This window comes from Rhodococcus sp. Eu-32, assembly GCF_003336925.1.
Taxonomy (GTDB): Bacteria; Actinomycetota; Actinomycetes; order Mycobacteriales; family Mycobacteriaceae; genus Rhodococcoides; species Rhodococcoides kyotonensis_B.
In genome coordinates, this window is record NZ_QGNK01000025.1 from 18,314 (window position 1) to 41,945 (window position 23,632).

Annotated in this window: 20 protein-coding genes and 1 tRNA gene; 9 read left to right on the forward strand and 12 right to left on the reverse strand. The window is 66.0% G+C overall.

The genetic code is table 11. The annotated features are described in order from the left end of the window. Positions 1 to 23 precede the first annotated feature (23 nt). From rpmE to argS, 7 genes are all read right to left on the reverse strand, one after another. Positions 24 to 257: a 50S ribosomal protein L31 gene (gene rpmE / locus DK926_RS23060; RefSeq protein ID WP_068429399.1), complete on the reverse strand. Its 234-nt coding sequence runs from the start codon at positions 255 to 257 to the stop codon at positions 24 to 26. A gap of 203 nt (positions 258 to 460) precedes the next feature. Then, complete coding sequence (gene rho, locus DK926_RS23065; protein ID WP_114332367.1) at positions 461 to 2,527, reverse strand: transcription termination factor Rho; 2,067 nt, start codon at positions 2,525 to 2,527, stop codon at positions 461 to 463. A 308-nt stretch (positions 2,528 to 2,835) separates the two neighbouring features. Then, positions 2,836 to 3,768, reverse strand: a complete 933-nt coding sequence (gene thrB / locus DK926_RS23070) for a homoserine kinase (protein WP_114332368.1) — start codon at positions 3,766 to 3,768, stop codon at positions 2,836 to 2,838. Positions 3,769 to 3,785: 17 nt separating this feature from the next. Then, positions 3,786 to 4,853: a threonine synthase gene (gene thrC / locus DK926_RS23075; RefSeq protein ID WP_068429402.1), complete on the reverse strand. Its 1,068-nt coding sequence runs from the start codon at positions 4,851 to 4,853 to the stop codon at positions 3,786 to 3,788. Beyond that, complete coding sequence (locus DK926_RS23080; RefSeq protein ID WP_114332330.1) at positions 4,850 to 6,151, reverse strand: homoserine dehydrogenase; 1,302 nt, start codon at positions 6,149 to 6,151, stop codon at positions 4,850 to 4,852. The genes thrC and DK926_RS23080 overlap by 4 nt, the downstream gene beginning before the upstream one ends. Then, positions 6,148 to 7,569, reverse strand: a complete 1,422-nt coding sequence (lysA, locus tag DK926_RS23085) for a diaminopimelate decarboxylase (protein ID WP_068429407.1) — start codon at positions 7,567 to 7,569, stop codon at positions 6,148 to 6,150. Before lysA ends, DK926_RS23080 begins: the two co-directional genes overlap by 4 nt. Next, positions 7,566 to 9,218 (reverse strand): arginine--tRNA ligase, encoded by a 1,653-nt coding sequence (gene argS, locus DK926_RS23090; RefSeq protein ID WP_114332331.1) that lies wholly within the window; start codon positions 9,216 to 9,218, stop codon positions 7,566 to 7,568. Before argS ends, lysA begins: the two co-directional genes overlap by 4 nt. A 187-nt stretch (positions 9,219 to 9,405) precedes the next feature. Here argS and DK926_RS23095 point away from each other — a divergent pair, with 187 nt between their 5' ends. Next, positions 9,406 to 10,311: a DUF3105 domain-containing protein gene (locus DK926_RS23095; protein ID WP_068429413.1), complete on the forward strand. Its 906-nt coding sequence runs from the start codon at positions 9,406 to 9,408 to the stop codon at positions 10,309 to 10,311. Next, positions 10,311 to 10,994, forward strand: a complete 684-nt coding sequence (locus DK926_RS23100) for a DUF305 domain-containing protein (RefSeq protein WP_114332332.1) — start codon at positions 10,311 to 10,313, stop codon at positions 10,992 to 10,994. The genes DK926_RS23095 and DK926_RS23100 overlap by 1 nt, the downstream gene beginning before the upstream one ends. Here DK926_RS23100 and DK926_RS23105 read toward each other — a convergent pair. Beyond that, entirely contained in the window at positions 10,987 to 13,377 is a 2,391-nt protein-coding gene (locus DK926_RS23105; protein ID WP_114332333.1) for a phosphoketolase family protein, read from the reverse strand. The genes DK926_RS23100 and DK926_RS23105 overlap by 8 nt on opposite strands. Before the next feature lie 98 nt (positions 13,378 to 13,475). On the opposite strand from DK926_RS23105, the gene DK926_RS23110 reads away from it, so the two are divergent. Both DK926_RS23110 and DK926_RS23115 read left to right on the forward strand, forming a co-directional pair. Further along, positions 13,476 to 13,548 (forward strand) — tRNA-Arg (locus DK926_RS23110). 35 nt (positions 13,549 to 13,583) lie between these two features. Further along, positions 13,584 to 14,477 carry a hypothetical protein gene (locus DK926_RS23115; RefSeq protein WP_114332334.1) on the forward strand — a complete coding sequence of 298 codons (894 nt, stop codon included), beginning with the start codon at positions 13,584 to 13,586 and terminating at the stop codon, positions 14,475 to 14,477. A gap of 76 nt (positions 14,478 to 14,553) precedes the next feature. On the opposite strand, the gene DK926_RS23120 is transcribed toward DK926_RS23115, so the two are convergent. From DK926_RS23120 to cysD, 3 genes are read right to left on the reverse strand one after another with little or no spacing between them, the layout of a single operon-like run. Beyond that, entirely contained in the window at positions 14,554 to 15,636 is a 1,083-nt protein-coding gene (locus tag DK926_RS23120; RefSeq protein ID WP_114332369.1) for a 3'(2'),5'-bisphosphate nucleotidase CysQ, read from the reverse strand. An 8-nt stretch (positions 15,637 to 15,644) separates the two neighbouring features. Further along, positions 15,645 to 17,483, reverse strand: coding sequence for an adenylyl-sulfate kinase (gene cysC / locus DK926_RS23125; RefSeq protein ID WP_114332335.1), 1,839 nt, complete (start codon positions 17,481 to 17,483; stop codon positions 15,645 to 15,647). Then, complete coding sequence (cysD, locus tag DK926_RS23130; RefSeq protein ID WP_243636980.1) at positions 17,483 to 18,388, reverse strand: sulfate adenylyltransferase subunit CysD; 906 nt, start codon at positions 18,386 to 18,388, stop codon at positions 17,483 to 17,485. Before cysD ends, cysC begins: the two co-directional genes overlap by 1 nt. 132 nt (positions 18,389 to 18,520) lie before the next feature. Between cysD and DK926_RS23135 the strand changes: the two genes are divergently transcribed. The 5 genes from DK926_RS23135 to DK926_RS23155 are packed head-to-tail and all read left to right on the forward strand — an operon-like array spanning position 18,521 to position 23,004. Next, positions 18,521 to 19,681 carry a hypothetical protein gene (locus DK926_RS23135; RefSeq protein ID WP_114332337.1) on the forward strand — a complete coding sequence of 387 codons (1,161 nt, stop codon included), beginning with the start codon at positions 18,521 to 18,523 and terminating at the stop codon, positions 19,679 to 19,681. Then, entirely contained in the window at positions 19,678 to 20,460 is a 783-nt protein-coding gene (locus tag DK926_RS23140) for an SDR family oxidoreductase (RefSeq protein WP_114332338.1), read from the forward strand. The genes DK926_RS23135 and DK926_RS23140 overlap by 4 nt, the downstream gene beginning before the upstream one ends. A gap of 8 nt (positions 20,461 to 20,468) precedes the next feature. Beyond that, positions 20,469 to 21,614 (forward strand): sulfotransferase, encoded by a 1,146-nt coding sequence (locus DK926_RS23145; protein WP_114332339.1) that lies wholly within the window; start codon positions 20,469 to 20,471, stop codon positions 21,612 to 21,614. A gap of 23 nt (positions 21,615 to 21,637) precedes the next feature. After that, positions 21,638 to 22,246: a class I SAM-dependent methyltransferase gene (locus DK926_RS23150; RefSeq protein ID WP_114332340.1), complete on the forward strand. Its 609-nt coding sequence runs from the start codon at positions 21,638 to 21,640 to the stop codon at positions 22,244 to 22,246. A gap of 35 nt (positions 22,247 to 22,281) precedes the next feature. Then, complete coding sequence (locus DK926_RS23155; protein ID WP_165839656.1) at positions 22,282 to 23,004, forward strand: GvpL/GvpF family gas vesicle protein; 723 nt, start codon at positions 22,282 to 22,284, stop codon at positions 23,002 to 23,004. Between the two features lie 8 nt (positions 23,005 to 23,012). Here DK926_RS23155 and DK926_RS23160 read toward each other — a convergent pair whose 3' ends face one another. Then, positions 23,013 to 23,537 (reverse strand): helix-turn-helix transcriptional regulator, encoded by a 525-nt coding sequence (locus tag DK926_RS23160; protein WP_243636981.1) that lies wholly within the window; start codon positions 23,535 to 23,537, stop codon positions 23,013 to 23,015. Between the last annotated feature and the right edge of the window lie 95 nt (positions 23,538 to 23,632).

Below are 23,632 nucleotides of genomic sequence, written 5' to 3' on the forward strand. Positions count from 1 at the left end.
CAGGGCGGGCGTCGGCGAAACAGCTAGCTGTCGGCTGCAGCCTTCTTGCCGGCGCGCTTTCCGTAGCGAGCCTCGAAGCGTGCAACGCGACCACCGGTGTCGAGAATCTTTTGCTTGCCCGTGTAGAACGGGTGGCACTGCGAGCAGACCTCGACGTTGATGCGCTCTTTGTCGGTGGTGCTACGCGTCTCGAAAGTATTTCCGCAACCACAGACCACGGTGGTGGTGGTGTAGTCGGGGTGGATTCCTGCCTTCATGGTGTCCCTTTCCAATGGTCGCCGGGTCGACCTCGCCGTTCGAGGACGTGAACCGGAACCGGACTCGGCCGTTCAGTATGCCAGAGAGAGCGGTTGACCTGCTAATCGCTCACTGACAGGTGCTTCAACACGAGCACTTCGACTCTTGTTCCCAGTCGTGCGTGCGAATGTACAGCGGGCTGTACATTCGCACGCACGGGTGCCTAGTCGTCGAGCGCGCCGGGCGCGGTCTTCGACACCTGGATCAGGAACTCGAGGTTGTTCTTGCTCTTCTTGAGCCGGTCGATCAGCAGATCGATGGCCTGGTGCGAGTCGAGGCCCGACAGCACGCGGCGGAGCTTGTGCAGCACCGCTGCCTCGTCCGAGCTGAGCAGCAGCTCGTCCTTACGCGTACCGGACGGGTTGACGTCGACGGCCGGGAAGACGCGTCGCTCGGCGATCTTGCGATCGAGCTTGAGCTCGGCGTTGCCGGTGCCCTTGAACTCCTCGAAGATCACCGTGTCACCCGTGGAACCGGTCTCGACCATCGCCGTCGCGATGATGGTGAGCGATCCGCCGTTCTCGATGTTGCGCGCGGCACCCAGGAAACGCTTGGGCGGGTACAGCGCGGTCGAGTCGACACCACCGGACAGGATGCGTCCCGATGCAGGCGAGCTGTTGTTGTACGCACGGCCGAGTCGCGTGATCGAGTCGAGCAGCACGACGACGTCCTGGCCGGCCTCGACGAGACGCTTCGCACGCTCGATGGCGAGCTCGGCCACCGACGTGTGGTCGCCCGGCGGACGGTCGAACGTCGAGGCGATGACCTCGCCGTTCACCGAACGCTGCATGTCGGTGACTTCCTCGGGACGCTCGTCGACGAGGACGACCATCAGGTAGCACTCGGGATTGTTGACCGAGATGGCGTTGGCGATGGCCTGCAGAACGCTGGTCTTACCGGCCTTCGGCGGGCTCACGATCAGCGCACGCTGGCCCTTACCGATCGGCATGACCAGGTCGATGATGCGCGTGGTCAGGATGTTCGGCGTGGTCTCGAGACGCAGACGCTGGTTCGGGTAGAGCGGCGTCAGCTTGCCGAACTCGGGACGCTTGCGCGCCGATTCGACGTCGCCGCCGTTGACGGTGTCGAGACGAACGAGCGGGTTGAACTTCTGGCGCTGGTTCGACTGTTCGCCTTCACGCGCGACTCGAACGGCACCGGTGATCGCGTCGCCGCGACGAAGTCCGTTCTTGCGCACCAGGTTCATCGAGACGTAGACGTCGTTCGGACCCGCCAGGTACCCGGACGTACGCACGAACGCGTAGTTGTCGAGAACGTCGAGGATGCCCGCTACAGGCTGGAGAACGTCGTCCTCGCGAATCTCGGGCTCGCGCTCGCGGCCCTCGCTGCCGCCGCCGTCACGGTCGCGTCCACGACGACGCTCGCGGAACCGGCGACCCCGACGACCACGACCTTCTCCGTCGTCGTCCTGGTTGTCGCGGTTGTCACGATCGGACCGCGGACCGTTGTTGCGGTCTTCACGGTTGTCGTTCCGGTTGTCGTTGCGGCTGTCGCCTCGGTTCTCGCCCCGGTTGTCACCCTGGTTACGACCACGGTTCCGGTTGTTCTCACCACGACCGTCGCCACGACCGTCGGACCGGTTGCCGTCGCCGCGGCCGTTGTCGGACCCACGGCCCTCGGAACGCGTGTTGTCGCCGCGGTTTTCCGAACGGTTGCCGTCGCCGCGCGTCGCGGTGTCGTTGTCCGAAGCCTCGGTGCGAGCGCCGCCGTCGGCACGGTTTCCGCGGCCACGACGCGGACGCTCGGAGGCTGCGTTGTCGGATTGTTCCTTGTCGGCAACAGGAGCGCTGGACTCGGAAGCCGACTCGGAGGAAGCTGTGTCGTCGAGCGGAAGCTGGTCGGGTGCACCGGCACGACGACCGGAAGCCCGACGTCCCCGCGTGCGACGCGGTGCCTCGGCCGCATCGTCGGTCGCCGCAGGCGCGGCCGACGGAGCGTCGTCGACGGGAGCCTTGTCCGCTACAGCCGCAGCGCGACGCGATGTCTTGGGTGCCGCCTCGGCCTTCGGCTGCGCTTCGATCTTCGAAGGCGCGGCACCGCCTGCCTGACGTGCAGAAATTGCGGCGATCAGGTCGCCTTTGCGCATGCCCGAGATGCTCTTGATGCCGAGTTCTCCCGCGAGACTACGCAGCTCGGTGAGCACCATTCCGGACAGGCCAGCTCCGCGGCGCGTTTTCTCGGGCGCAGAGATCAGTTCCGTATCGGTCACGGAGGTCCTTTCCTTCCCTCGCTCGCAGTCTGCGCAGTCGAGGGTTCGTTCCGCAGCTCGAATCTCGTATCGAACCCGGATGTAGCCGTTCACGATCGACACGCTTCGGACAGACGACCGATTCCGATGCCGCGTGTGTGTTGCGGATGGGAATCGAGCCAGGAACGTCAACCACCCCGGACGTGGAATCCCCCGGATGCAGCAACTTGAATGCCCTGGTGAAAACCGGCGTCTGAAGCGCACGATGTACGGACGAACCTCAGAATAGCCCTGTTCGACACAGTCGGCAAGAACCGGTTACCGGCGAGTCACCCGATTCGGACGCCGTCGGCGACCTCGAGCTCGAGAACTTCCAGTCCTTCGCTGTCCGCCTGTTCCTTCATGTCCTGCGGAAACGGTTCCGTGCACAGAGCCAGGACCGTCGGCCCGGCGCCCGACAACACCGCCGCGATGCCACGCGCGCGCAGTGACGAGATCCACTTCGTCGCGTCGGGCAACGCACTCGAACGCTGCCCTTGATGCAACAGGTCCTCGGTCGCGGCCATCAACAGATCGGGCCTCTGTGTCAGCGCGACGACCGCGAGCGCTCCCCTGCTGACGTTGAACGCCGCGTCGCGATGCGGGACCAATTCCGGTAGCAGACCACGGGTATGCGACGTCGACGATCGCTCCGAGGGTACGAGCGCGACGACGCGGATGTCCGGATGCACGGCAAGACGCACGGCCGAATAGGTGCGTTGCGTGATGCTCGCGCTTGCCGGCTCGCTCCACGACACGACGGCACCGCCGAGCACACTGGCCGACGCGTTGTCCGGATGACCTTCGAATTCGGACGACAACTGCACGAGTTGCTCGTCGCTCAGCGCGAGCGACGGATCGAGTTTCGCCGCGAGACCGTTGGCGGCCGCCAGTCCTCCGACGACCGCCGACGCCGATGATCCGAGACCACGCGAATGCGGAATGACGTTGTTGCACACCACATCCAGGCCGTCGGCCCAGACGCCTGCGGCCTCGAGCCCACGCTCGATCGCCCGTACGACGAGATGCGTCGGCCCCCACGGGACGTCGTCGGCACCTTCGCCCTGAACGTGGATGCTCAGACCCGACGTGGTCGTGGTGACGGTGACCTCGTCGTACAGGCCCAGTGCGATACCGAGGGTGTCGAACCCCGGGCCGAGATTGGCACTCGACGCAGGCACACGGGCGGTCACGGTCAGACCGGTCGGCAGCGTTGTCGTCATGGTCGCGGATTCTGTCACTACGCCAGCTCGAGCGCAGACGCCACAGCGACGGGATCGACCGGGATGGGTTCGACGACAGGCATTCCCGACAGTGCGGTGTCGGGGTCCTTGAGGCCGTTGCCGGTCACGGTGCAGACGACGGTCAGTCCGCTGTCCAGCCAGCCTTCCTTGCGTGCGGCGAGCAGGCCGGCGATGCTTGCTGCCGACGCAGGCTCGACGAAGACACCTTCGGTCCTGGCGACCAGGCGGTAGGCCTCGAGAATCTCGTCGTCGGTGGCCGCGCGGAACGCGCCGCCCGACTCTTCCTTGGCTGCGACCGCACCGTTCCACGACGCGGGCGAACCGATGCGGATCGCGGTGGCGATGGTTTCCGGATCCTTCACCGGTGCACCGCTGACGAGAGGTGCTGCGCCCGCGGCCTGGACGCCGAGCATGCGCGGCTTGACCGACGTGATGCCGTCACGGAAGTACTCGGAGTATCCGCGCCAGTACGCGGTGATGTTTCCGGCGTTGCCGACCGGAAGTGCATGCACGTCAGGCGCTTTGCCGAGTGCGTCGCACACCTCGAACGCGGCCGTCTTCTGTCCCTCGATGCGCACGGGGTTGACGGAGTTGACGAGGCCGATCGTCGGGAATTCGGCCGTGGTCTTGCGGGCGAGTTCGAGGCAGTCGTCGAAGTTGCCCTGCACCTGAATGATCTTCGCGCCGTGCATGACTGCCTGGGCGAGCTTGCCCATTGCGATCTTGCCCTGCGGCACGAGCACCGCGCAGCCCATCTTGGCCTTGGCCGCGTAGGCAGCGGCGGACGCCGACGTGTTGCCCGTCGACGCGCACAGCACTGCTTCCTGGCCGCGAGCGAGTGCGTCGGTGACGGCCATCGTCATACCGCGGTCCTTGAACGACCCCGTCGGGTTGAGCCCCTCGACCTTCAGATGTACGTCGCACCCGGTGATCTCGGACAGGTGCTCCGCGTGGATCAGCGGCGTGCCACCCTCGAGCAGGGTCACGGTCTTCCAGTCCGGTCCGAGAGCGAGGCGATCGCGGTACGCCTCGATCAGCCCTGGCCACGGCGTGTGAACGGTCATTCGGTGGTGCCTTCCAATCTGAGAACGCTTGCGACTGACGTGACGACGTCGAGCTTCTCGAGCGCCGAGACGGTTTCGGAGAGTGCGGAATCCGCGGCGACGTGGGTGACGACGACGAGGCGGGCGCCGTCGCCCGCATCCTGCTGACGGACTGTCGAGATACTGACGTCACGCTTGGAGAACTCGGCCGCGACCGTCGCCAGAACGCCCGGGCGATCGGCTACCTGCATGCTCACGTAGTACCGAGTGGGGATGTCTCCCATGGGCGCAACCTTGAGCTTGGCGTACTTCGACTCCAGCGGACCGCGTCCACCGTAGAACTTGTTGCGTGCGGCCATCACCAGGTCGCCGAGCACGGCAGACGCCGTCGGCGATCCGCCTGCACCCTGTCCGTAGAACATGAGACGTCCTGCGGCCTCTGCTTCGACGACCACGGCGTTGAATGCGCCGCCGACCGTCGCCAGCGGGTGGTTTCGCGGAACGAGCGCCGGGTAGACGCGAGCGGAGATGCGCTCCTTGCCCTTCGGCGTCGTGATGCGTTCGCAGATGGCGAGCAGCTTGATGGTGCAGTCGAGCGACCGTGCCGTCTGCAGGTCCTCCGCGGTGATCTTGCTGATGCCCTCGCGGTAGACGTCGCCCGCGGTCACGCGGGTGTGGAACGCGATCGACGCGAGAATCGCAGCCTTGGACGCGGCGTCGTAACCCTCGACGTCGGCGGTGGGATCCGCTTCGGCGTACCCGAGACGTCCCGCTTCGGCGAGCGTCTCGGCGTAGTCGGCACCCGTGTCGTCCATCGCGGACAGGATGAAGTTGGTCGTGCCGTTGACGATTCCGGCGACCTTGTTGACGCGATCGCCTGCGAGCGACTGCATCAGCGGGCGCACGACCGGAATGGCGCCCGCGACGGCAGCCTCGAAATACAAGTCGGCGCGGGACTTCTCGGCCGCGTCGTTGAGCTCGCCCGCGTATTCGGCGAGCAGCGCCTTGTTCGCGGTGACGACCGACTTGCCCTTCTCGAGGGCCGAGAAGATCAGCTTGCGAGGAACGTCGATGCCGCCCAGCACCTCGACGACGAGATCGACGTCCTCGCGCGCGACGAGCGACGCCGGATCGTCGGTCAGCAACGAGGCGTCGACGCCTCGATCACCGTCGATGCGTCGCACTGCGATGCCCCGAATCTCCAGCGGCGCACCTACTCTCGCCTCGAAGTCGGCTGCGTTCTCGGTCAGAATGCGAACGACTTCGCTTCCGACGTTTCCGAGACCGAGAACGGCCACACCCAACGGCTTCGATGTCACGGCTGCACCTCCAAGCTGAGCAGATCTTCCAATGTCTCCCGGCGCAGAACGAGGCGGGACTTTCCGTCTTTCACTGCCACGACGGCAGGTCGAGTCAGCAGGTTGTACCGACTGGACATCGAGTAGCAGTACGCACCGGTCGCGGCGACGGCCAACAGGTCGCCCGGTCCGACGTCGCTCGGCATCCACGTGTTCTTGATGACGATGTCGCCGCTCTCGCAATGCTTTCCGACGACACGAGCGAGCACCGCATCCGATTCGCTGTCACGCGAGACCAACCTGCAGTCGTACTCGGCCTGGTACAGCGACGTACGAATGTTGTCGCTCATTCCACCGTCGACGCTGATGTAGCGGCGACGAGTCTTCGCATCGACCGTCACGTCCTTGGTGGTACCGACCTCGTACAGCGTGACCGTGCCAGGACCGGCGATGGCGCGTCCCGGCTCGACGTCGATACGAGGCACCGGCAGGCCAACGGCCGCCGATTCGCTTGCGACGATGGACTTCAACTTCGCGGCGAGGTCCTCGACCGCGGGCGGGTCGTCACTGGCCACGTACGAGATGCCCATGCCGCCACCGAGATCGATGGTCGAGATCTGCGCAGTCTTGTCGGTACCGAACTCCGACACCACGTCTCGCAGCAGGCCCAGCAACTTGTGCGCGGCGAGTTCGAAACCGTCGACCTCGAAGATCTGCGAGCCGATGTGGCTGTGCAGTCCGACGAGCCGCAGGTTGTCGGCGGCGAAGACACGACGAACCGCGTCCAGCGCCGAGCCGTCGGCCAGCGAGAATCCGAATTTCTGATCCTCGTGCGCGGTCGCGATGAACTCGTGCGTGTGTGCCTCGACACCGACGGTGACGCGCACCAGGACGTCCTGAACGACACCGAGTTCTCCGGCGACGGCGTCGAGTCGGTCGATCTCGATGCTCGAGTCGAGTACGACGTGTTCGACCCCGGCTCGCACGCCTGCGGTCAGCTCGTCGATCGACTTGTTGTTGCCGTGCATGGCAATTCGGTTCGCCGGGAATCCCGCGGCGAGTGCGATGCCCAGTTCACCGCCGGAGCACACGTCGAGCGAGAGTCCCTCGTCGGCGATCCAGCGCGCGATCTCTCCGCACAGGAACGCTTTGGACGCGTAGTGAACTCGTGCCGGGTCACCGAACGCCGACGCCATTTCCCGTGCCCGCGAACGGAAGTCGTCCTCGTCGATGACGAACAGCGGGGTGCCGTACTGCTCGGCCAGTTCGGTGACCGGCACTCCAGCGAGGCGGACCACGCCGTCGTCGCCGCGAGCGGCGTTGCGCGGGAAGACATGCGCGGGAAGCGTCGTCATCTCCGACGCCGAGGCGGGTCGTTCCGTCCACGACTCCTTGGTCGCGACGTCGGCGTGCTTCGGACCGGCGGGATGCGCGTTCACATCCGCTCCGGTGCGCTGACGCCGAGCAGGTCGAGGCCGTTGGCCAGCACCTGCCGGGTTGCGTTGCCCAACGCCAAACGTGCGATGTTCACGGGGCCTGGCTCCTCGTCTCCTTGGGGAAGTACACGGCATGCACCGTAGAACCGGTGGTAGGCACCGGCCAGTTCTTCGAGGTACCGCGCAATGCGGTGCGGCTCACGCAGATTCGCCGCACTGGCTACGACGCGCGGGTATTCGCCGATCGTCCGGATCAGGTCGCCCTCCTGCTCCTGCGTCAGCAGGGACAGGTCCGGGTTCTCGGCGGACAGGCCCAGTTCGGCCGCGCCCCGTGCCAGCGACGCGAGCCGCGCGTGCGCGTACTGGACGTAGTAGACCGGGTTCTCGTTGCTCGCACTGGCCCACAGTTCGAGGTCGATGTCGATGCTCGAGTCGACCGACGAGCGCACGAGCACGTAGCGGGCCGCGTCGACGCCGATGGCGTCGACCAGGTCGTCGAGCGTGATGACGGTGCCCGCGCGCTTGCTCATCTTGACCGGGGCGCCGTCGCGCACCAGGTTGACCATCTGGCCGATGAGCACCTCGACGGTGTCGGGGTCGTCGCCGTACGCTGCCGCGGCGGCCTTGAGGCGACCCACGTAACCGTGGTGGTCCGCGCCGAGCATGTAGATGCACAGGTCGAAGCCGCGCTGGCGCTTGTTCTGGAAGTACGCGATGTCACCGGCGATGTACGCGGCGTTGCCGTCGCTCTTGATGACGACGCGATCCTTGTCGTCACCGAAGTCGGTGCTGCGCAGCCACCAGGCTCCGTCCTCGTGGTAGAGGCTTCCCGAGTTCTTCAGGTAGTCGACGGCCTTCTCGACCGCACCGGATTCGAACAGCGAGTTCTCGTGGAAGTACACGTCGAAGTCGACGCCGAACTCGTGCAGATTCTTCTTGATCTGCGCGAACATCAGGTCGACGCCGATGGACCGGAAGGTCTCGGCCTGTGCTTCGGGTGCCATCGCGAGCGCCTCGGGGCTCTTCGCGAGCACAGCCTGTGCAATTTCACCGATGTAGGCGCCCGCGTAGCCGTCCTCGGGCGCCGGTTCACCCTTCGCGGCGGCGATGAGCGAGCGGCTGAAGCGGTCGATCTGCGCACCGTGATCGTTGAAGTAGTACTCGCGTACCACCTCGGCTCCCTGAGCAGTCAGGATCCGGCCCAGCGCGTCGCCGACGGCTGCCCACCGGGTGCCGCCCAGGTGGATCGGGCCGGTCGGGTTCGCGGAGACGAACTCGAGGTTCACCTTGCGGCCTGCGAGCGCAGTTCCGTGGCCGTACGACGCGGCCGCGGCGAGCGCCTGGGCGACGATCGCGCCCTGCGCGTCCGCCGCGAGGCGAATGTTGAGGAACCCGGGGCCCGCGACGTCGGCGCTGGCGATCGCGGAGTCGGCGGCGAGGGCTTCGGCGAGCCAACCGGCGAAATCGCGCGGATTGGCGCCGGCTTTCTTGGCGACCTGAAGTGCGACGTTGGTCGCGTAGTCACCGTGCTCGGGGTTGCGGGGTCGCTCGACCGTCAGCTTCTGGGGCAGCACGGACGCGTCGAGACCGCGTTCGGCAAGCACCTTCGCGGCGGTCGCGTGTAGCAGTTCGGCAAGGTCGGCTGGAGTCACAGGTAGCTATCCTATGGTCTAGGGCAGGGTCGGTCGGCAGCCAGTACCTCATGAGGGCAGGCGTCACCCCCGGACGGCCTCAAAGCATGCGCTCAGAATGAGAACGTACAGTAATGGCGCCCTGCGATCTTGCAACCAGGTGCGCGGACACGTCGCACCTCCCACAACCGAAAGAGCGACGACAGCGATGCCCACGGGTTCCGATAGCGGCGGTCAGAGCAAGAAGTCGGCCGCCAAGGCCAACAAGGCCATCAAGGCCGCCAAGAGAAAGAGCGGCGTCCCGGCGACCAAATCCGGACGTCCGGGTCGGCAGATTCCCTGGCTGACGGTCGGAGCGATCGTCGTCGTGGTCGGTCTCATCGCGATTCTCGCGATCAACCTCGTTCCCAAGTACCAGCAGCGCGCCGAGACCCAGAAGTGGGAGCCGAGCGAGAGCAATCAGGACCCGTCGTCGCAGATCGCCGACGTGGTGAAGATGGAGTACCCGGCGGCGCTGCACGTCAGCCCGACCCAGCGCGTCGCGTACGACCAGACTCCCCCGTTCGGTGGACCACACGATGCGGTGTGGGCCACGTGCACCGGCGTCGTCTACCCCGAGGCCATCCGTACCGAGAACGCCGTGCACTCGCTCGAACACGGCGCCGTATGGATCACGTACAACCCGGACGAACTGGGCGAGGATCAGATCTCCACTCTCGCCGACAAGGTCGACGGTGAGTCCTACATGCTGATGTCGCCGTACCCCGGCCAGGACTCCGCGGTGTCGCTGCAGTCGTGGGGCCACCAGCTGAAGCTCGACAGCGTCGACGACGAGCGCATCGATCACTTCATCGCTGCGCTGCGCCTGAACCGCTACGCATACCCCGAGGTCGGTGCCAGCTGCTCGACCGTGCCCGGCTCGTTCGATCCCGACAACCCGCCGCCGTTCGACGCGTCGGCTCCCGGGGCCGACGCCGTGCCGATGGACGGCGCGGGCATCACGCCCGACGCCAGCGAGACCGGCGCTACCGGTGGTCTGCCCGATGGCATGCAGCTTCCCTCCGATCTCCAACTCCCGACCGAAGCTCCGGCAGAACCGGCGCCCGCGTCCTGATGTCGGATCAACTTCGTAAGAAGTCCCAGGTCGCCGCGCTGGCGGTCCTGGGACTGATCGCGGCCGTCGCCGTCGGATTCGCCCTCGGATTCCTCGCCAGGACCACCGTGCTCGGTGGCGACGACTCCGTGCCTGCAGCGGATTCGGTCGACGTCGGCTTCGCCCAGGACATGTCGGTGCACCACAACCAGGCCATCGACATGTCCTCGATCGCACTGACCAACGCAGCCGACCAGCCCGTGCGAACGCTCGCGTTCGACATGCTGACCTCGCAGCAGAACCAGGTGGGCCAGATGCAGGGCTGGCTGGCCATCTGGGACCGCGCTCCCGTCGGATCGAACGGCTACATGGGCTGGATGAAGGACGACGAAGGCCACTCACACACGATGTCGATGGCCTCACAGCCGACAGGATCGGTTGCGGCCATGCCGGGCATGGCGACGGCCGACGAGCTCGCAGCATTGCGCCAAGCAACCGGCCCGGCCGTCGACGTGATGTTCCTGCAGTTGATGCTGCGGCACCACGAGGGCGGCCTGTCGATGATGGAGTACGCCGTCGACCACGCCGAGACTCCCGCTCTGAAGCGGCTCGCCGAATCGATGATCTCCACGCAGGAGAGCGAGGCCACGCTCATGAAGCAGATGCTCGCCGAGCGTGGCGCCCAACCCTTGGCGCCTAGCTAGAGACCGAGAACGTCCAGTCGGCCACCTCGGGCATGTCCTCGAGGTGCTCGACGACGTACTTCTCGTGCCGCGCGAGCTGGGACGTGCAGTAGTCGATCAACTCTCCGCCCTTCTCGGGTACGCGACGCGACCGCCGTAGCGCCTCCAGCACGAGGTGGTAGCGGCTCATCTTGTTCAGCACGACCATGTCGAACGGTGTCGTCGTCGTGCCCTGTTCGTTGAAACCGCGGACGTGGAACCGACCGGCACCCGTGCGTCCGTGCAGAAGCTCGTGCACGGCACGCGGGTAGCCGTGGAAGGCGAAGACGACGTCTGCATCGGCGGTGAACAGATCGACGAACTTCGTCTCCGGGAAGCCGTGCGGATGCTCCTCCGGCGTCAGCAACCCCATCAGATCGACGACGTTGACGACGCGCACCCGCAGGTACGGGACCCATTCGCGCAGAATCTGCGCGGCCGCGAGAATCTCCTGCGTCGGCACGTCACCGGCCGCCGCGAGCACGATGTCCGGCTCGCTCGGCGTCCCGGCCGTGTCGGTCTCGGTGCCTGCCCATTCCCAGATCGACGCGCCGGCCGCGCAGTGCTCGTGAGCCTGCTCCAACGTCAGGTACTGCAGGTGCGGCTGCTTGTCGACGACGATCAGATTGACGTGATCGCGGCTGCGCAGACAGTGATCGGAGATCGACAACAGCGTGTTCGAGTCCGGCGGCAACCAGACACGCACGACGTCGGGTGCCAGCGGGATGACTGCGTCGATCATGCCCGGCCCCTGGTGGCTGAAGCCGTTGTGATCGTTGCGCCAGCACGTGCTCGTCAGCAACACGTTGAGCGACGCCACCGGCTCACGCCACGGCAGGTCCGCGGCGTGCTGCAGCCACTTGACGTGCTGGATCATCATCGAGACGCTGACCATCGCGAACGCCTCGTAGCTGGCGAACACGCCGTGTCCGCCCGCCAGCAGATAGCCTTCCAGCCAGCCCTCGCAGAGATGTTCACTCAGCACCTCCATGACGCGTCCGTCCGGCGAGAGGTGGTCGTCCCACTCCTCGATCGGCAGCTGCCAGCACCGGTCGGTGGCGTCGAACACCGCCGCCAGGCGATTGCTGGCCGTCTCGTCCGGGCAGAACAGCCGGAAGTCACCGCCACCGTCGTCGCGGGTGTTGTCCGCATAGATGTCGCGCATCAGCTCGCCGAGCACACGCGTCGTCTCGTGGAATCCGGCGCCGGGTGCCTCGATCGGGATCTCGTACTTCTCGAGCGGCGGAATCCGTAGCGGTCGTAGAAGCCTGCCGCCGTTCGCGTACGGCGTCGACCCCATGCGCTTGTCTCCCGACGGGGCAAGTGTCGCAAGCTCTTTCACCAGAGCACCGTCGTCGTCGAACAGGTTCTGCGGCTCGTAGGACCGCATCCAGGATTCCAACTGCGCGAGGTGGTCGGGGTCGGTGCGGACCCCGGACAGCGGAACCTGGTGCGCGCGAAAGGTTCCCTCGACGAGTGTGCCGTCGACGGTGTGCGGGCCGGTCCATCCCTTCGGGGTGCGCAGAACGATCGCGGGCCATCGCAAATCTGGTTTCCCGCCGGAACGGGCAGTGCTCTGTATCGCACGAATCGTGTTGTGTGACTGGCGGATCGCCCGTTCGAGAGCCGGGAACACCTGCCGCGGATCGTCTCCCGATACGACGACCGGATCCCATCCCTGCCCCCGCAGGAATGCGTCGACGTCCTCGTCGCTGCTGCGACCGAACACCGTCGGCCCCGCGATCTTGGCGCCGTTGAGATTCAGGATCGGCAGCACCGCGCCGTCCCGGCGGGGATTCAGGAACGCCGGTAGCTTCCACGATCCGGCGAGCGGGCCCGTTTCCGCCTCCCCGTCACCGATGACGCACGCGACGGTCAGATCGGGCCGATCGAACGCCGCACCGCCCGCGTGCACGAGCGCGTACCCGAGTTCGCCGCCTTCGTGGATGCTGCCGGGGGTCTGGACGCTGACATGGCTAGGGATGCCGCCGGGCGACGAGAACTGACGGCAGAGCCGTCGAACGCCCTCGGTGTCGCGGGAAACATGCGGATAGACCTCCGAATACGTGCCTTCCAGATAGGTCGACGCCACCAGCGCAGGCCCTCCGTGACCGGGTCCGGTCACGTACAGCCAATCCGAGTCGGTGTTCTTGATGTGCCGGTTGAGCAGCGCATAGATCATCGACAGCGCCGGGCTCGTCCCCCAGTGGCCGAGGAGGCGAGGCTTGATGTGGGCCGCGGTCAGCGGCTCACCGAGGAGAGTGTTGTCCTGCAGATAGATCTGAGCGACGGTCAGATAGTTCGCCGCCGCCCACCATTTCAAGTCGAGATCCAGGTCGTCCGTCGAGTAGTCCTGTGCTGTCACCGATCATCCTTTCGGCTGGTCTTGACTGTCCCCCGTACCCACGACACTAGGTCGATTTCGGCTGCCGGGGGTGATGCGCTAGTCTTGGACCCGCCCTGGCCCCCGTAGCTCAGGGGATAGAGCGTTCGCCTCCGGAGCGAAAGGCCGCAGGTTCGAATCCTGCCGGGGGCACACATTCTTCCATCACTCGATGCGAGTATGGCTGTGTGCCCGATCAAGTCGATTTCGACGACGTAGCCGACGAACTGTATTCGCTCGACCCCTCCGAGTTCGTCGCCGCGCGCAAGGACGCCGTCGCCCGCGCCCGTAAAGCCGGCGACCGAAAAACTGCCACCGCCATCGGAGCGCTGCGCAAACCCACCGTCGTCGCGTGGATGGTCAATCTGCTGGTCCGCGAGGAACCCGAGGACGTCGCCGAACTGTTCGACCTCGGCGACAGTCTGCGCGAGGCTCAAAGACGTTCGGCCGCCGACGAGCTCAAGGAACTGTCCGGGGCACGCCAGCAGGCGATCCGGGCGCTGACGCGTCGCGCAGTGAAGATCGCAGCCGAGCACGGCAAACCCGGTGCCGACGACGCGGAACGCGAAATCGGTCAGACCCTGAACGCGGCTCTCGCAGATCCCGACGTCGGCGAGCGGGTCAGGGCGGGCCGCGTCGTCACGGCCGAGTCGTACAGCGGGTTCGGTCCCGCGATGCTTGCGTTGGCACCGGAGCTTCCCGACGAGGAAGAGGAGCCAGGCGACGAGAAGACCGCCGACGAAGAGCCCGAAACCGTCGACCAGAAAGCCCTCGACAAGGCCAGGGAACAATTGGAGGAAGCGAGGGAGGACGAGGCGTCGGCGCGCGCCGACGCCGAATCCGCCCGCGCCGAGGCAGAATCCGCCGACGAGAACCTCGCCGAGGTCAAGGAGCGGCTCGCTCGACTGCGTAGCGAACTACACGAAGCCGAGGAGCAGGAAGCCGAAGCGCGTCGGACCGTGAAGTCGGCCGATCGTGAAGCCAGGCGCCTGAAGCGAGTGCTCACCGACGCGCAGGCGCGGACGGAGGAGGCGCAGAACGCCGTCGACTCTTTCAGGCGGGAGTGTAGCCTGCAGGAATGACCCAGATCAGGCGGGAGTGGAGCCTGCAGGAATGACCCAGATCAGGCGGGAGTGGAGCCTGCAGGAATGACCCAAATTAGGCAGGCTCGATGATGGCCGTGATGGTGGTGATATCGCCTGCCGGGATTTCGAAGTGCTCGGTCACGGATACGGTCACGCCGCCGTCCAGGTCGAGCAGATAGCGCCCGACGACGCTGGTGCCCCACTCGCGGAAGGCGAGATCACGCACCGCGACGATGGGCCTGTACTGCTGCCCTTGTTCCAGGTCGTCGCGGATGAACTGGCCGGTGTCGCCGGTGCTGTTTCCGTTCTCGACGCGTCGGCACGCGTCGGCGAGTCGCAGTTTGGTGGCGTCGTGACTGACGAGAGCCTCGACGTACTCACGTGCCATCGCGACGCGTCCGGAATCGGCGTCACGGGTGGCGTGCGCGGCAATTCCGCGCAGCAGCGGCTCGGCGAGTTCGGGACGACAGATCAGCAGATCCGGTACGTACGGATGAGAGTTGTTATACGTCAACGGCGTTCCGTCGATGCGTGAGCAGTGCAGCCCGGCCGCCAGCGCAACACCGACGGGTGCTGCGGAATCCCATTCCCACTGCCCACCGGAGTGGACGTACGCGTCGACGTCCCCGCGCACGACGGCCATCGCCTTGGCTCCGGCGGACCCCATCGTGACGACGTCGCCGCCGACGTCGGCCGCGAGTGCGTCCATGTAATACGGCGGGCGGCTGTCGCTGACGACGAGCTGCGGTCTGCGGTCCGACCGCACCGGCAGGCTCACGTCCGCAGTCGAATACACGACGCCTGCAGCCGGTTGCGCGACGGCCGACGCCGTCATCCCCTTCCCTGCTTCCCACAGACCGACGTGCACGGCCCAGTCGGCGCGGTCGCTCATGCCGTATTCGCGTGATCCGTCGAGCGGATCGATGATCCAGACGCGTGAGGCGTCGAGGCGGGCGCGATCGTCGGCCGACTCTTCCGAGAGCACCGCGTCGTCCGGACGGTCGGTCTTCAGCCGCGCGAGGATCAGGTCGTTGGCCTGCGCGTCGCCGAGACGGCCCAGTTCGCGTCCCGTCACGCTCGCGCCGTCCCGAATCTCCAGCAGCAACTCCCCCGCAGCGCGCGCGACGTCGGCGGCGAAGTGGGCGTCGTCCTCCAGCGAATACGTCACGCGCTCAACAATTCCACAATTCGCGCCGCTTGCGCCGCGGGATCGCCGTCCGACGGCCGCAGCACGAGGTCGGGGTGCTCGGGCGCCTCGTAGGGATCGTCGACGCCGGTGAACCCCGTGATCTCACCGGCACGCGCCTTGGCGTACATGCCCTTCGGGTCACGCTGTGCGCAGACCTCGAGCGGCGTGTCGACGTGGACCTCGAAGAACGGCAGGCCCGCACGGTCGTGGACACGTCTCGCGTCGTCGCGGTCCGCGCGATACGGGCTGATGAGACAGGCAATGGCGACGAGCCCCGCGTCGGCCATCAGTACGGCGACCTCGCCGACGCGTCGCACGTTCTCGGCGCGGCTCGTCCGATCGAATCCGAGATCGGAGTTGAGTCCGTGCCGCAGGTTGTCGCCGTCGAGTCGATACGCGGGCCTACCCGACGCCACCAGAATCCGCTCGAGTTCCGCCGCGATCGTCGACTTTCCCGACGCCGACAGCCCGGTCAGCCACACGGTCGCCCCTCGGGTCGCGCGACTCTCGCGTTCGACTCGCGCAGCGTGCCACACGACGTTCGACGCCGTCAGAGCCGGCCCGCCGATCATCCCCGCTGCGACGGTGGCGCCTGTGCTCTCGTTCACGAGCAGAAAGCTTCCGGTCACGCGGTTGCGGCGATACGGGTCGAAGAACAGCGGGTTCTGCGTGCGGATGCGGACGCGGCCGATGTCGTTGAGCGACAACGACTCTGCCGACCTGTCTCGGTGCAGGGTGTCGACGTCCAGTCGATAGTCGAGTCGGGTGACATGCGCGATCGTGGAGTTGCTGGTGTGCAGCATCAGATAGCGATCTTCGGGCCGCAGTTCCGCGCCCTCGGCGAGCCAACACACCATCGCGTCGACGTCCGTGCCGATGTCGGGATGATTGTTCGGACGGCACAGCATGTCGCCACGACCGACGTCGAGCGGATCGTCGAGTTCGAGACAGACTGCCGACGACGCGAATCCCTCGGTGAACTTCGCTCCGCCCGGTCCCCACACCGCCGAGATCCGCGTCCGAAAACCCGACGGAAGGACCACGACGTCGTCGCCCGGTGCGAACACACCTCCGGCAACCGTGCCCGCCAACCCCCGAAAGTCGCGATGCTCACCGTCGTCTTTCGGCCTGATCACGTATTGCACCGGGAACCGTGCGTCGATGAGGTTGCGGTCCGACGCGACGTGCACCTCCTCGAGAACGTGCATCAGAGAACCACCCGTGTACCACGGCATCGACTCGGTTCGGTGCACCACGTTGTCGCCGCCCAAGGCGCACATCGGAACGAACGTCAGATCGTGCACGTCGAGTTTGGTTGCGAACGAGGAGAAGTCGGCCTTGATCTCCTCGAATCGATCCTCGGACCAGTCGACGAGGTCCATCTTGTTGACGCACAACACCAGATGCGCGACGCCGAGCAACGACGCCAGGAACGCGTGACGCCTGGTCTGTTGGAGTACCCCGGCCCTGGCGTCGACGAGAATCAATGCGAGGTCGGCCGTCGACGCGCCCGTCACCATGTTGCGCGTGTACTGCACGTGACCCGGCGTGTCCGCGACGACGAATTTCCTTTTCGGCGTGGAGAAGTAGCGGTAGGCGACGTCGATGGTGATGCCCTGTTCACGCTCGGCGCGCAGACCGTCGGTGAGCAGCGCGAGGTCGACGTCGTCACCGCCGCGGGCGCGCGACGTACGTTCGACGGCATCCCACTGATCGTCGAAGATCGCCTTCGAGTCGTACAGCAACCGGCCGATGAGCGTCGACTTGCCGTCGTCGACGCTTCCTGCCGTGGCCACCCTGAGCAACTCGGACATCAGAAGTAGCCTTCCTTCTTGCGATCTTCCATACCGGTGTCGGAGATTCGATCGTCGGCGCGCGTTGCACCGCGTTCGGTGGTGCGTGTGGATGCGATCTCGGCGACGACGGCAGCGGGATCGTCGGCTGTGGAGCGGACACACCCGGTGCACGTGGCGTCGCCGACGGTGCGGAAGCGGACGAGCGCGTCGAACGGCTCGTCGTCCCGTATGTCGACGAACCGTGTTGCCGCCAACAGCATTCCGTCACGCAACACGACCTGCCGCCGGTGCGCGTAGTACAGATTCGGCAGCGCGATGCCTTCGGCCGCGATGTACTGCCATATGTCGAGCTCGGTCCAGTTCGACAGAGGGAACACCCGACAGTGCTCACCGCGTCGGTGACGACCGTTGTACAGCTGCCACAGTTCCGGCCGCTGCTTGCGTGGATCCCACTGCCCGTGCTCGTCGCGAAAACTGAACACGCGCTCCTTCGCGCGCGCCTTCTCCTCGTCGCGGCGCGCTCCCCCGAACACCGCGTCGAAGTTCCTCTCCTCGATCGCACGCAGCAACGTTCTGGTCTGCAGACGATTCCGAGAGCCGCCCGGATCCGGAATCGACCGGCCCGCGTCGATGTCGTCCTGCACTCGCGCGACGATGAGCGGGATGCCGAGACGGGCGACCGTACGATCCCGGAAGTCGATGACCTCGTCGAAGTTGTGACCGGTGTCGACGTGCAACGCCGCGAACGGGATTCGGGCGGGCCAGAACGCCTTCGCTGCGACATGCAGCATGACGACGGAGTCCTTGCCGCCGGAGAACAGCAGTACCGGTCGTTCGGCGGTGGCCGCCACTTCCCGAAGAATGTGCACGGCCTCGGCTTCGAGCGCGCCGAGGTGCGACAGTGCGTACTCGGTCGATGCCACGGCACACTCCTTCGCAATGGAACCCGTTACAACTGCCCTGCTGGTCATTGACCAGCGGCTGCATGCACCATATCCTCACATACTAGAACCTGTTCTACATTTGATCGTGACGATCGGAACGAGGAGTTGCGCGTGCTCACCGAGGCATTCACCGACGCGATCGCGGCGGCCGAGAAGATCGTCGAGGAGGCGCCACACGTACGCGACGAGCGCGATCTCGCCGAAGGCCTCGACTATCTGGCCGGCAACATTCAGGCGTCGATCCAGATGGCGTGGGCATACGATCCCGACTTTCCGCACTTTGCGTCGTCCACCGGCCCGTACACCAAGATGGGCCTGGACAACCCGGACACGCTGTACTTCCACGCGAACATCCGCGACGACGAGGAGTACATCGTCTCCGGAAAACGCGGCACCACAACCGATCTGAGTTTCCAGATACTGAAGGGCGACTATTCGCCCGTCGACGTCCCGGACAGCCTCACCGCATTCGACGATCGACAGATCGACATCTCACCCGACGGTAGCTTCGAACTCCACTTCGGCCCGGCGTCGGACCTACCGAACCACTTCACGCTGGGCCCCGGGTCGTCGATGCTGGTCGTGCGCGAGGTCTACGGCGTCTGGTCGGCCGAGCGTGGCACGCTGACCATCCGTCGCGTCGGAAGCGACGGCGACGCGCCACCGCCGCACTCGAAAGAAGCTGTCGCGAAACGGTATTCGACGGCAGGCAAGATGCTCGTCGGCCGGCTGCGCACATTTCTCCAGTTTCCGCAGTGGTACTACCTGAACCTCGACGTCAACACGATGACCGAGCCGCGGCTCACGCCAGGCGGACTCAGCACCCAGTACTCGTCGGCCGGGCACTACGAGCTCGGCGCGGACCAGGCGATGATCATCACCGTCCCGAAATCCCATGCGCCCTATCAGGGATTCCAACTCGGCAGTCTCTGGTACATCTCGCTCGACTACATCGATCATCAGACGTCGCTGACGTCGGAACAGGCACAGACCGACCCGGACGGCAACATCAGACTGGTCGTCAGCGAGCGAAATCCCCACGTGACCAACTGGATCGAGACCACCGGGCATTCGCGCGGGTACGCACAGTTCCGGTGGCAGCGCGTATCCCGAGTCATGACCGCAGCCGACGGACCGATCATCGAGGTGGTCGACTTCGACCAAGTGGCCTCGCGGCTGCCGTTCCACGAACTCAACAAGATCTCCGACGACGACTTCGCCCGGCGGATCGCCGAACGCCGCGATGCCGTCGCACGACGGATGCTCGGATGACCGGCCTGCTCGACGGCAGCGTCGTCGTCGTCTCCGGCATCGGACCCTCACTCGGCAGGTCCATCGCGCTGCGGTGTGCAGCCGAAGGCGCCGATCTGGTGTTGGCCGCGCGCACCGCGAGCTACCTCGACGACGTCGCGAAGGAGGTCGCCGGTCTCGGTCGGCAGGCGGTCGCCGTGCCCACCGACATCACCGACGAGGCGTCGGCGACGAGGCTGGTCGTCAAGGCCGTCGACGCGTTCGGGCACGTCGACGCGTTGATCAACAATGCTTTCGCGATCCCGTCGATGAAGGACCTCGCGCACACCGAGCCCGCGAGCATCAGGGCAGGGCTCGAACTGTCGCTGTTCGGGACACTGCGCCTGTCGCAGCTGTTCACTTCCGCATTGACGAAGTCCCACGGTTCGATCGTCATGATCAATTCTGCGGTCATCCGACACTCCCAGCCGAAGTACGGTGGCTACAAGATCGCCAAGGCGTCGCTGCTGGCGATGTCGCAGACCCTGGCGAGCGAACTCGGACCGCAGGGGATCCGCGTCAACACCGTTGCGCCGGGCTATATCTGGGGTTCGACGTTGAAGAGCTACTTCGAGCATCTGGCCCAGAAGTACGGCACGACGAGCGAACAGATTTATCGGCAGACCGCGTCGACCATGGATCTACGACGGCTGCCCGAACCCGACGAGATCGCCGACGCCGTCGTATTCCTATCGTCGTCGCGCGCACGGGCGATCACCGGCCAGTGTCTGGACGTGAACTGCGGCGAATACCACCACTAGGAGCGGCGATGACCAGCACGGAACGTACCGACGTCGGCACTGTCGCCGACCTGCACGCGTCGGCGACGAAGGCCACCGGCTTGTCCGACTTCGGCTCCGACGACTATCGCGAGGCGCTCGCCGTGCTGCTCGAATCGTATCGGCGGGACGCCGAACTGACCGCCGCCGGTTCGAAGATGCACCGCTACTTCCTGCGTGGCGCGCTGATCGCCCGATTGCTGAGCGAGCAGGCGTGGGCACAGCACCCGGAGTACGCGTCGGTGCCGATCGAGCGGCCGATCTTCGTCACGGGCCTCCCTCGCACGGGAACCACTGCGCTGCATCGACTTCTGACCGTCGACCCGTCGCATCAAGGGTTGGAGATGTGGCTGACCGAGGTACCTGGGCCGCGTCCACCCCGCGAGACGTGGGACGCGAATCCCGTGTTCGCCGCATTGGAGAGAGGCTTCGCGCAGCATCACGTCGACCATCCCGAATTCATGGGTGTGCACTACATGTCGGCCGCCGAGGTCGAAGAATGCTGGCAGCTGCTGCGGCAGTCCGTGCAGTCGATCGCGTACGAGTGCCTCGCCTATCTGCCGACGTACTCGTCGTGGCTCGCCGAGCAGAGCTGGCTCGGCGCGTACCGGCGGCACCGCCGCAACCTGCAGCTCATCGGACTGCACGACACCGACCGCCGATGGGTGCTGAAGAACCCGAGCCACCTGTTCGCGCTCGACGAGTTGTTGCAGGTCTACCCGGACGCGCTCGTCGTCCAGATGCACCGCGAACCGGCCACGATCATGCCGTCGATGTGCAGTCTTGCCGAACAGGCCACCGCCGGCTGGAGCGAGAAGTTCACCGGCGACGTCATCGGGCGCACCCAACTCGACCTGTGGGAGCGTGGGCTCGAGGTGTTCGCGGCCGCGCGGGCCGCGGCCGATCCGACGCAGTTCCACGACGTCGACTATCACGATTTCGTGGCCGACCCTCTCGGCACGGTCGAATCGCTGTATCGCCGCTTCGGACTCCGCCTCACTGCGGAGGCGCGTACGCGAATGGAGGCGCTGCACGCCGAAAGCCGTAGCGGCAGCCGCAGACCCGCACACCGCTACGCTCTCGGCGACTTCGGTCTGGACAGACGCGAAGTGGAGCGGCGGTTGGGGGCCTGCTGAGCACACGCTCTATCGTTGCTCCCATGGCGACGCGCTGGCAGGACGAGAACACCCCCGACCACTCGCGGCGCTACATCGAACGTTTCGACCGACTCGCGGCACAGGGCGTCGACCTCCACGGTGAAGCACGAATGGTCGACGCGCTCCTGTCCCCCTCTAGTTCCGTCCTCGACGCCGGGTGCGGCACAGCGCGTCTCGGCGCCGAACTCGCACGACGGAGTCACACCGTCACCGCCGTGGATCTCGATCCGGTGTTGGTGGAGGAAGCCCGCAGGCACACGAACATCACCGTGTACCTCGCCGATCTCACCGAATTCGACCTCGAGCAGACGTTCGACGCCGTCGTCGCAGCCGGCAACGTCATGGTGTTCATGACACCGGGAACCGAACGGACGGCACTCGAACGTGTTGTCGCACATATGAACCCGACAGGTGTGTTCGTTGCAGGCTTCGCGACGGACCGGCAGTACACCGTCGAGCAGTTCGACGACGACCTCGCCGCCGCAGGCTTACGCGTCGAACAGCGGTTTGCGACGTGGGACCTCCGTCCGTGGCACCCCGGCGCTGACTGGGCGGTCACGGTCGCCCGGCTGGGTCCTCAGCCACTTCACCTCGTCTGCGATGCGTCCTAACATGGGAGGGCAGGACCTCGCATGTTAGGACGATCGTGACGAACACAGGCACGTGGGTGTACGCCGTCGTCGGAGACGGCCCGATCGACGCCGACCTTCCACCCGGCGTCGCGGGCGAACGCGTCCGCGTGATCGAGGCGGCTGGATTGACTGCGGTGGTGGGGTCCGTCCCCTTCGACACGTTCGGCGACGAGGCGCTGCATCGCAATCTGGAGAAAGCCGACTGGCTCGACGACGTCGCTCGCGTACACGACGGCGTCGTCGGCGCTGTGGCACACACGGCCGACACGGTCCCGATGCGACTCGCGACCGTCTACTCGGACGACGACGACGTGCGGGCGACGCTGAGCGCACGTCGAACCGCGTTCGACACCGCCCTACGCCGGATCGCAGGCCGGGCGGAGTGGGGTGTGCGTGGCGTGGCCGACACGTCGTTGCCTCGTGACAACGACGACGAGCCGTCCTCGCGCGCAGACATCGAACTCTCCGTCGCTGCCGACGCGAACGAGGTGTACGCCGCATTGCTGGAGGCAGCGGTGGCTGGTCGCCGGCGAGAGCCCGCGGCGCCCGAGCTCGCCGGCTCCCGCCCGTGGATGCCGCTCGTCAGCACATACCTCGTCGAACGCCGCCGCACGGGTGATTTCGCCGCGGCGGTGTCGTTTCTGAACCGCACCTACGCACGCCTCGAACTCGAACTGACGGGTCCGTGGCCGCCGTACTCGTTCACCGGCATCGACGAGGACCCGGGCCCGTCGTGAATCCACGATCACTCGGTCACCGCGTCCGGTAGCGCGTCGAACCAGTCCAGCGTCGCCTGTTCGTAGCGGATACCGAAATCCAGAGTGGCGGAATCGAATACGGACCGGTGATCCTTGCTCCTCTCCCACTCCTGGCGGTATCGCGCAAGCACTTCCTCGTGACGCCGGCGGTGTTCTTCGAGAATCTCGGCACGCCGGGTCGGATCGAGGTGCGCAGCGAACGCGATGGTGAGCAGCAGCGGGTGCCGAATGGTGGCTTCGCCGGGATCGCGGTCGATCCAGCGAGCGAACGCAGCCCTACCCTCGTCGGTGATCGTGAAGGGCTTCTGCGCCCGAGCACCCGGCGCACCCTCTACGACGAGCCCGCGCGACGACAGACTGGTCAGCTCGCGATAGACCTGGCTGCGCGTCACCGTCCAGAAGCCGCCGATGCAGGCCTCGGCCGTCGCATGCAGGTCCCATCCGGTCATCGGGCCGCGGTGCAGGAACCCGAGCAGCGACGCGGCGGTGGCGTTCAGTGGGGTGTCGGTCACGAATTCATCGTCACACACCTTGACATTCCACAGTGGTAGGTCGAAGCTTGAAACCGATGACATTCCACAATGGAATGTCAGCTCCGAACGGTCTG

What these genes read in the sequence shown, in the direction of transcription:
- rpmE (WP_068429399.1), bottom strand. Translation starts at nt 257, where the DNA reads ATGAAGGCAGGAATCCACCCCGACTACACCACCACCACCGTGGTCTGT.
- thrB (WP_114332368.1), bottom strand. Translation starts at nt 3,768, where the DNA reads ATGACGACAACGCTGCCGACCGGTCTGACCGTGACCGCCCGTGTGCCT.
- thrC (WP_068429402.1), bottom strand. Translation starts at nt 4,853, where the DNA reads ATGACCGTTCACACGCCGTGGCCAGGGCTGATCGAGGCGTACCGCGAT.
- DK926_RS23095 (WP_068429413.1), top strand. Translation starts at nt 9,406, where the DNA reads ATGCCCACGGGTTCCGATAGCGGCGGTCAGAGCAAGAAGTCGGCCGCC.
- DK926_RS23100 (WP_114332332.1), top strand. Translation starts at nt 10,311, where the DNA reads ATGTCGGATCAACTTCGTAAGAAGTCCCAGGTCGCCGCGCTGGCGGTC.
- cysC (WP_114332335.1), bottom strand. Translation starts at nt 17,483, where the DNA reads ATGTCCGAGTTGCTCAGGGTGGCCACGGCAGGAAGCGTCGACGACGGC.
- DK926_RS23140 (WP_114332338.1), top strand. Translation starts at nt 19,678, where the DNA reads ATGACCGGCCTGCTCGACGGCAGCGTCGTCGTCGTCTCCGGCATCGGA.
- DK926_RS23145 (WP_114332339.1), top strand. Translation starts at nt 20,469, where the DNA reads ATGACCAGCACGGAACGTACCGACGTCGGCACTGTCGCCGACCTGCAC.
- DK926_RS23150 (WP_114332340.1), top strand. Translation starts at nt 21,638, where the DNA reads ATGGCGACGCGCTGGCAGGACGAGAACACCCCCGACCACTCGCGGCGC.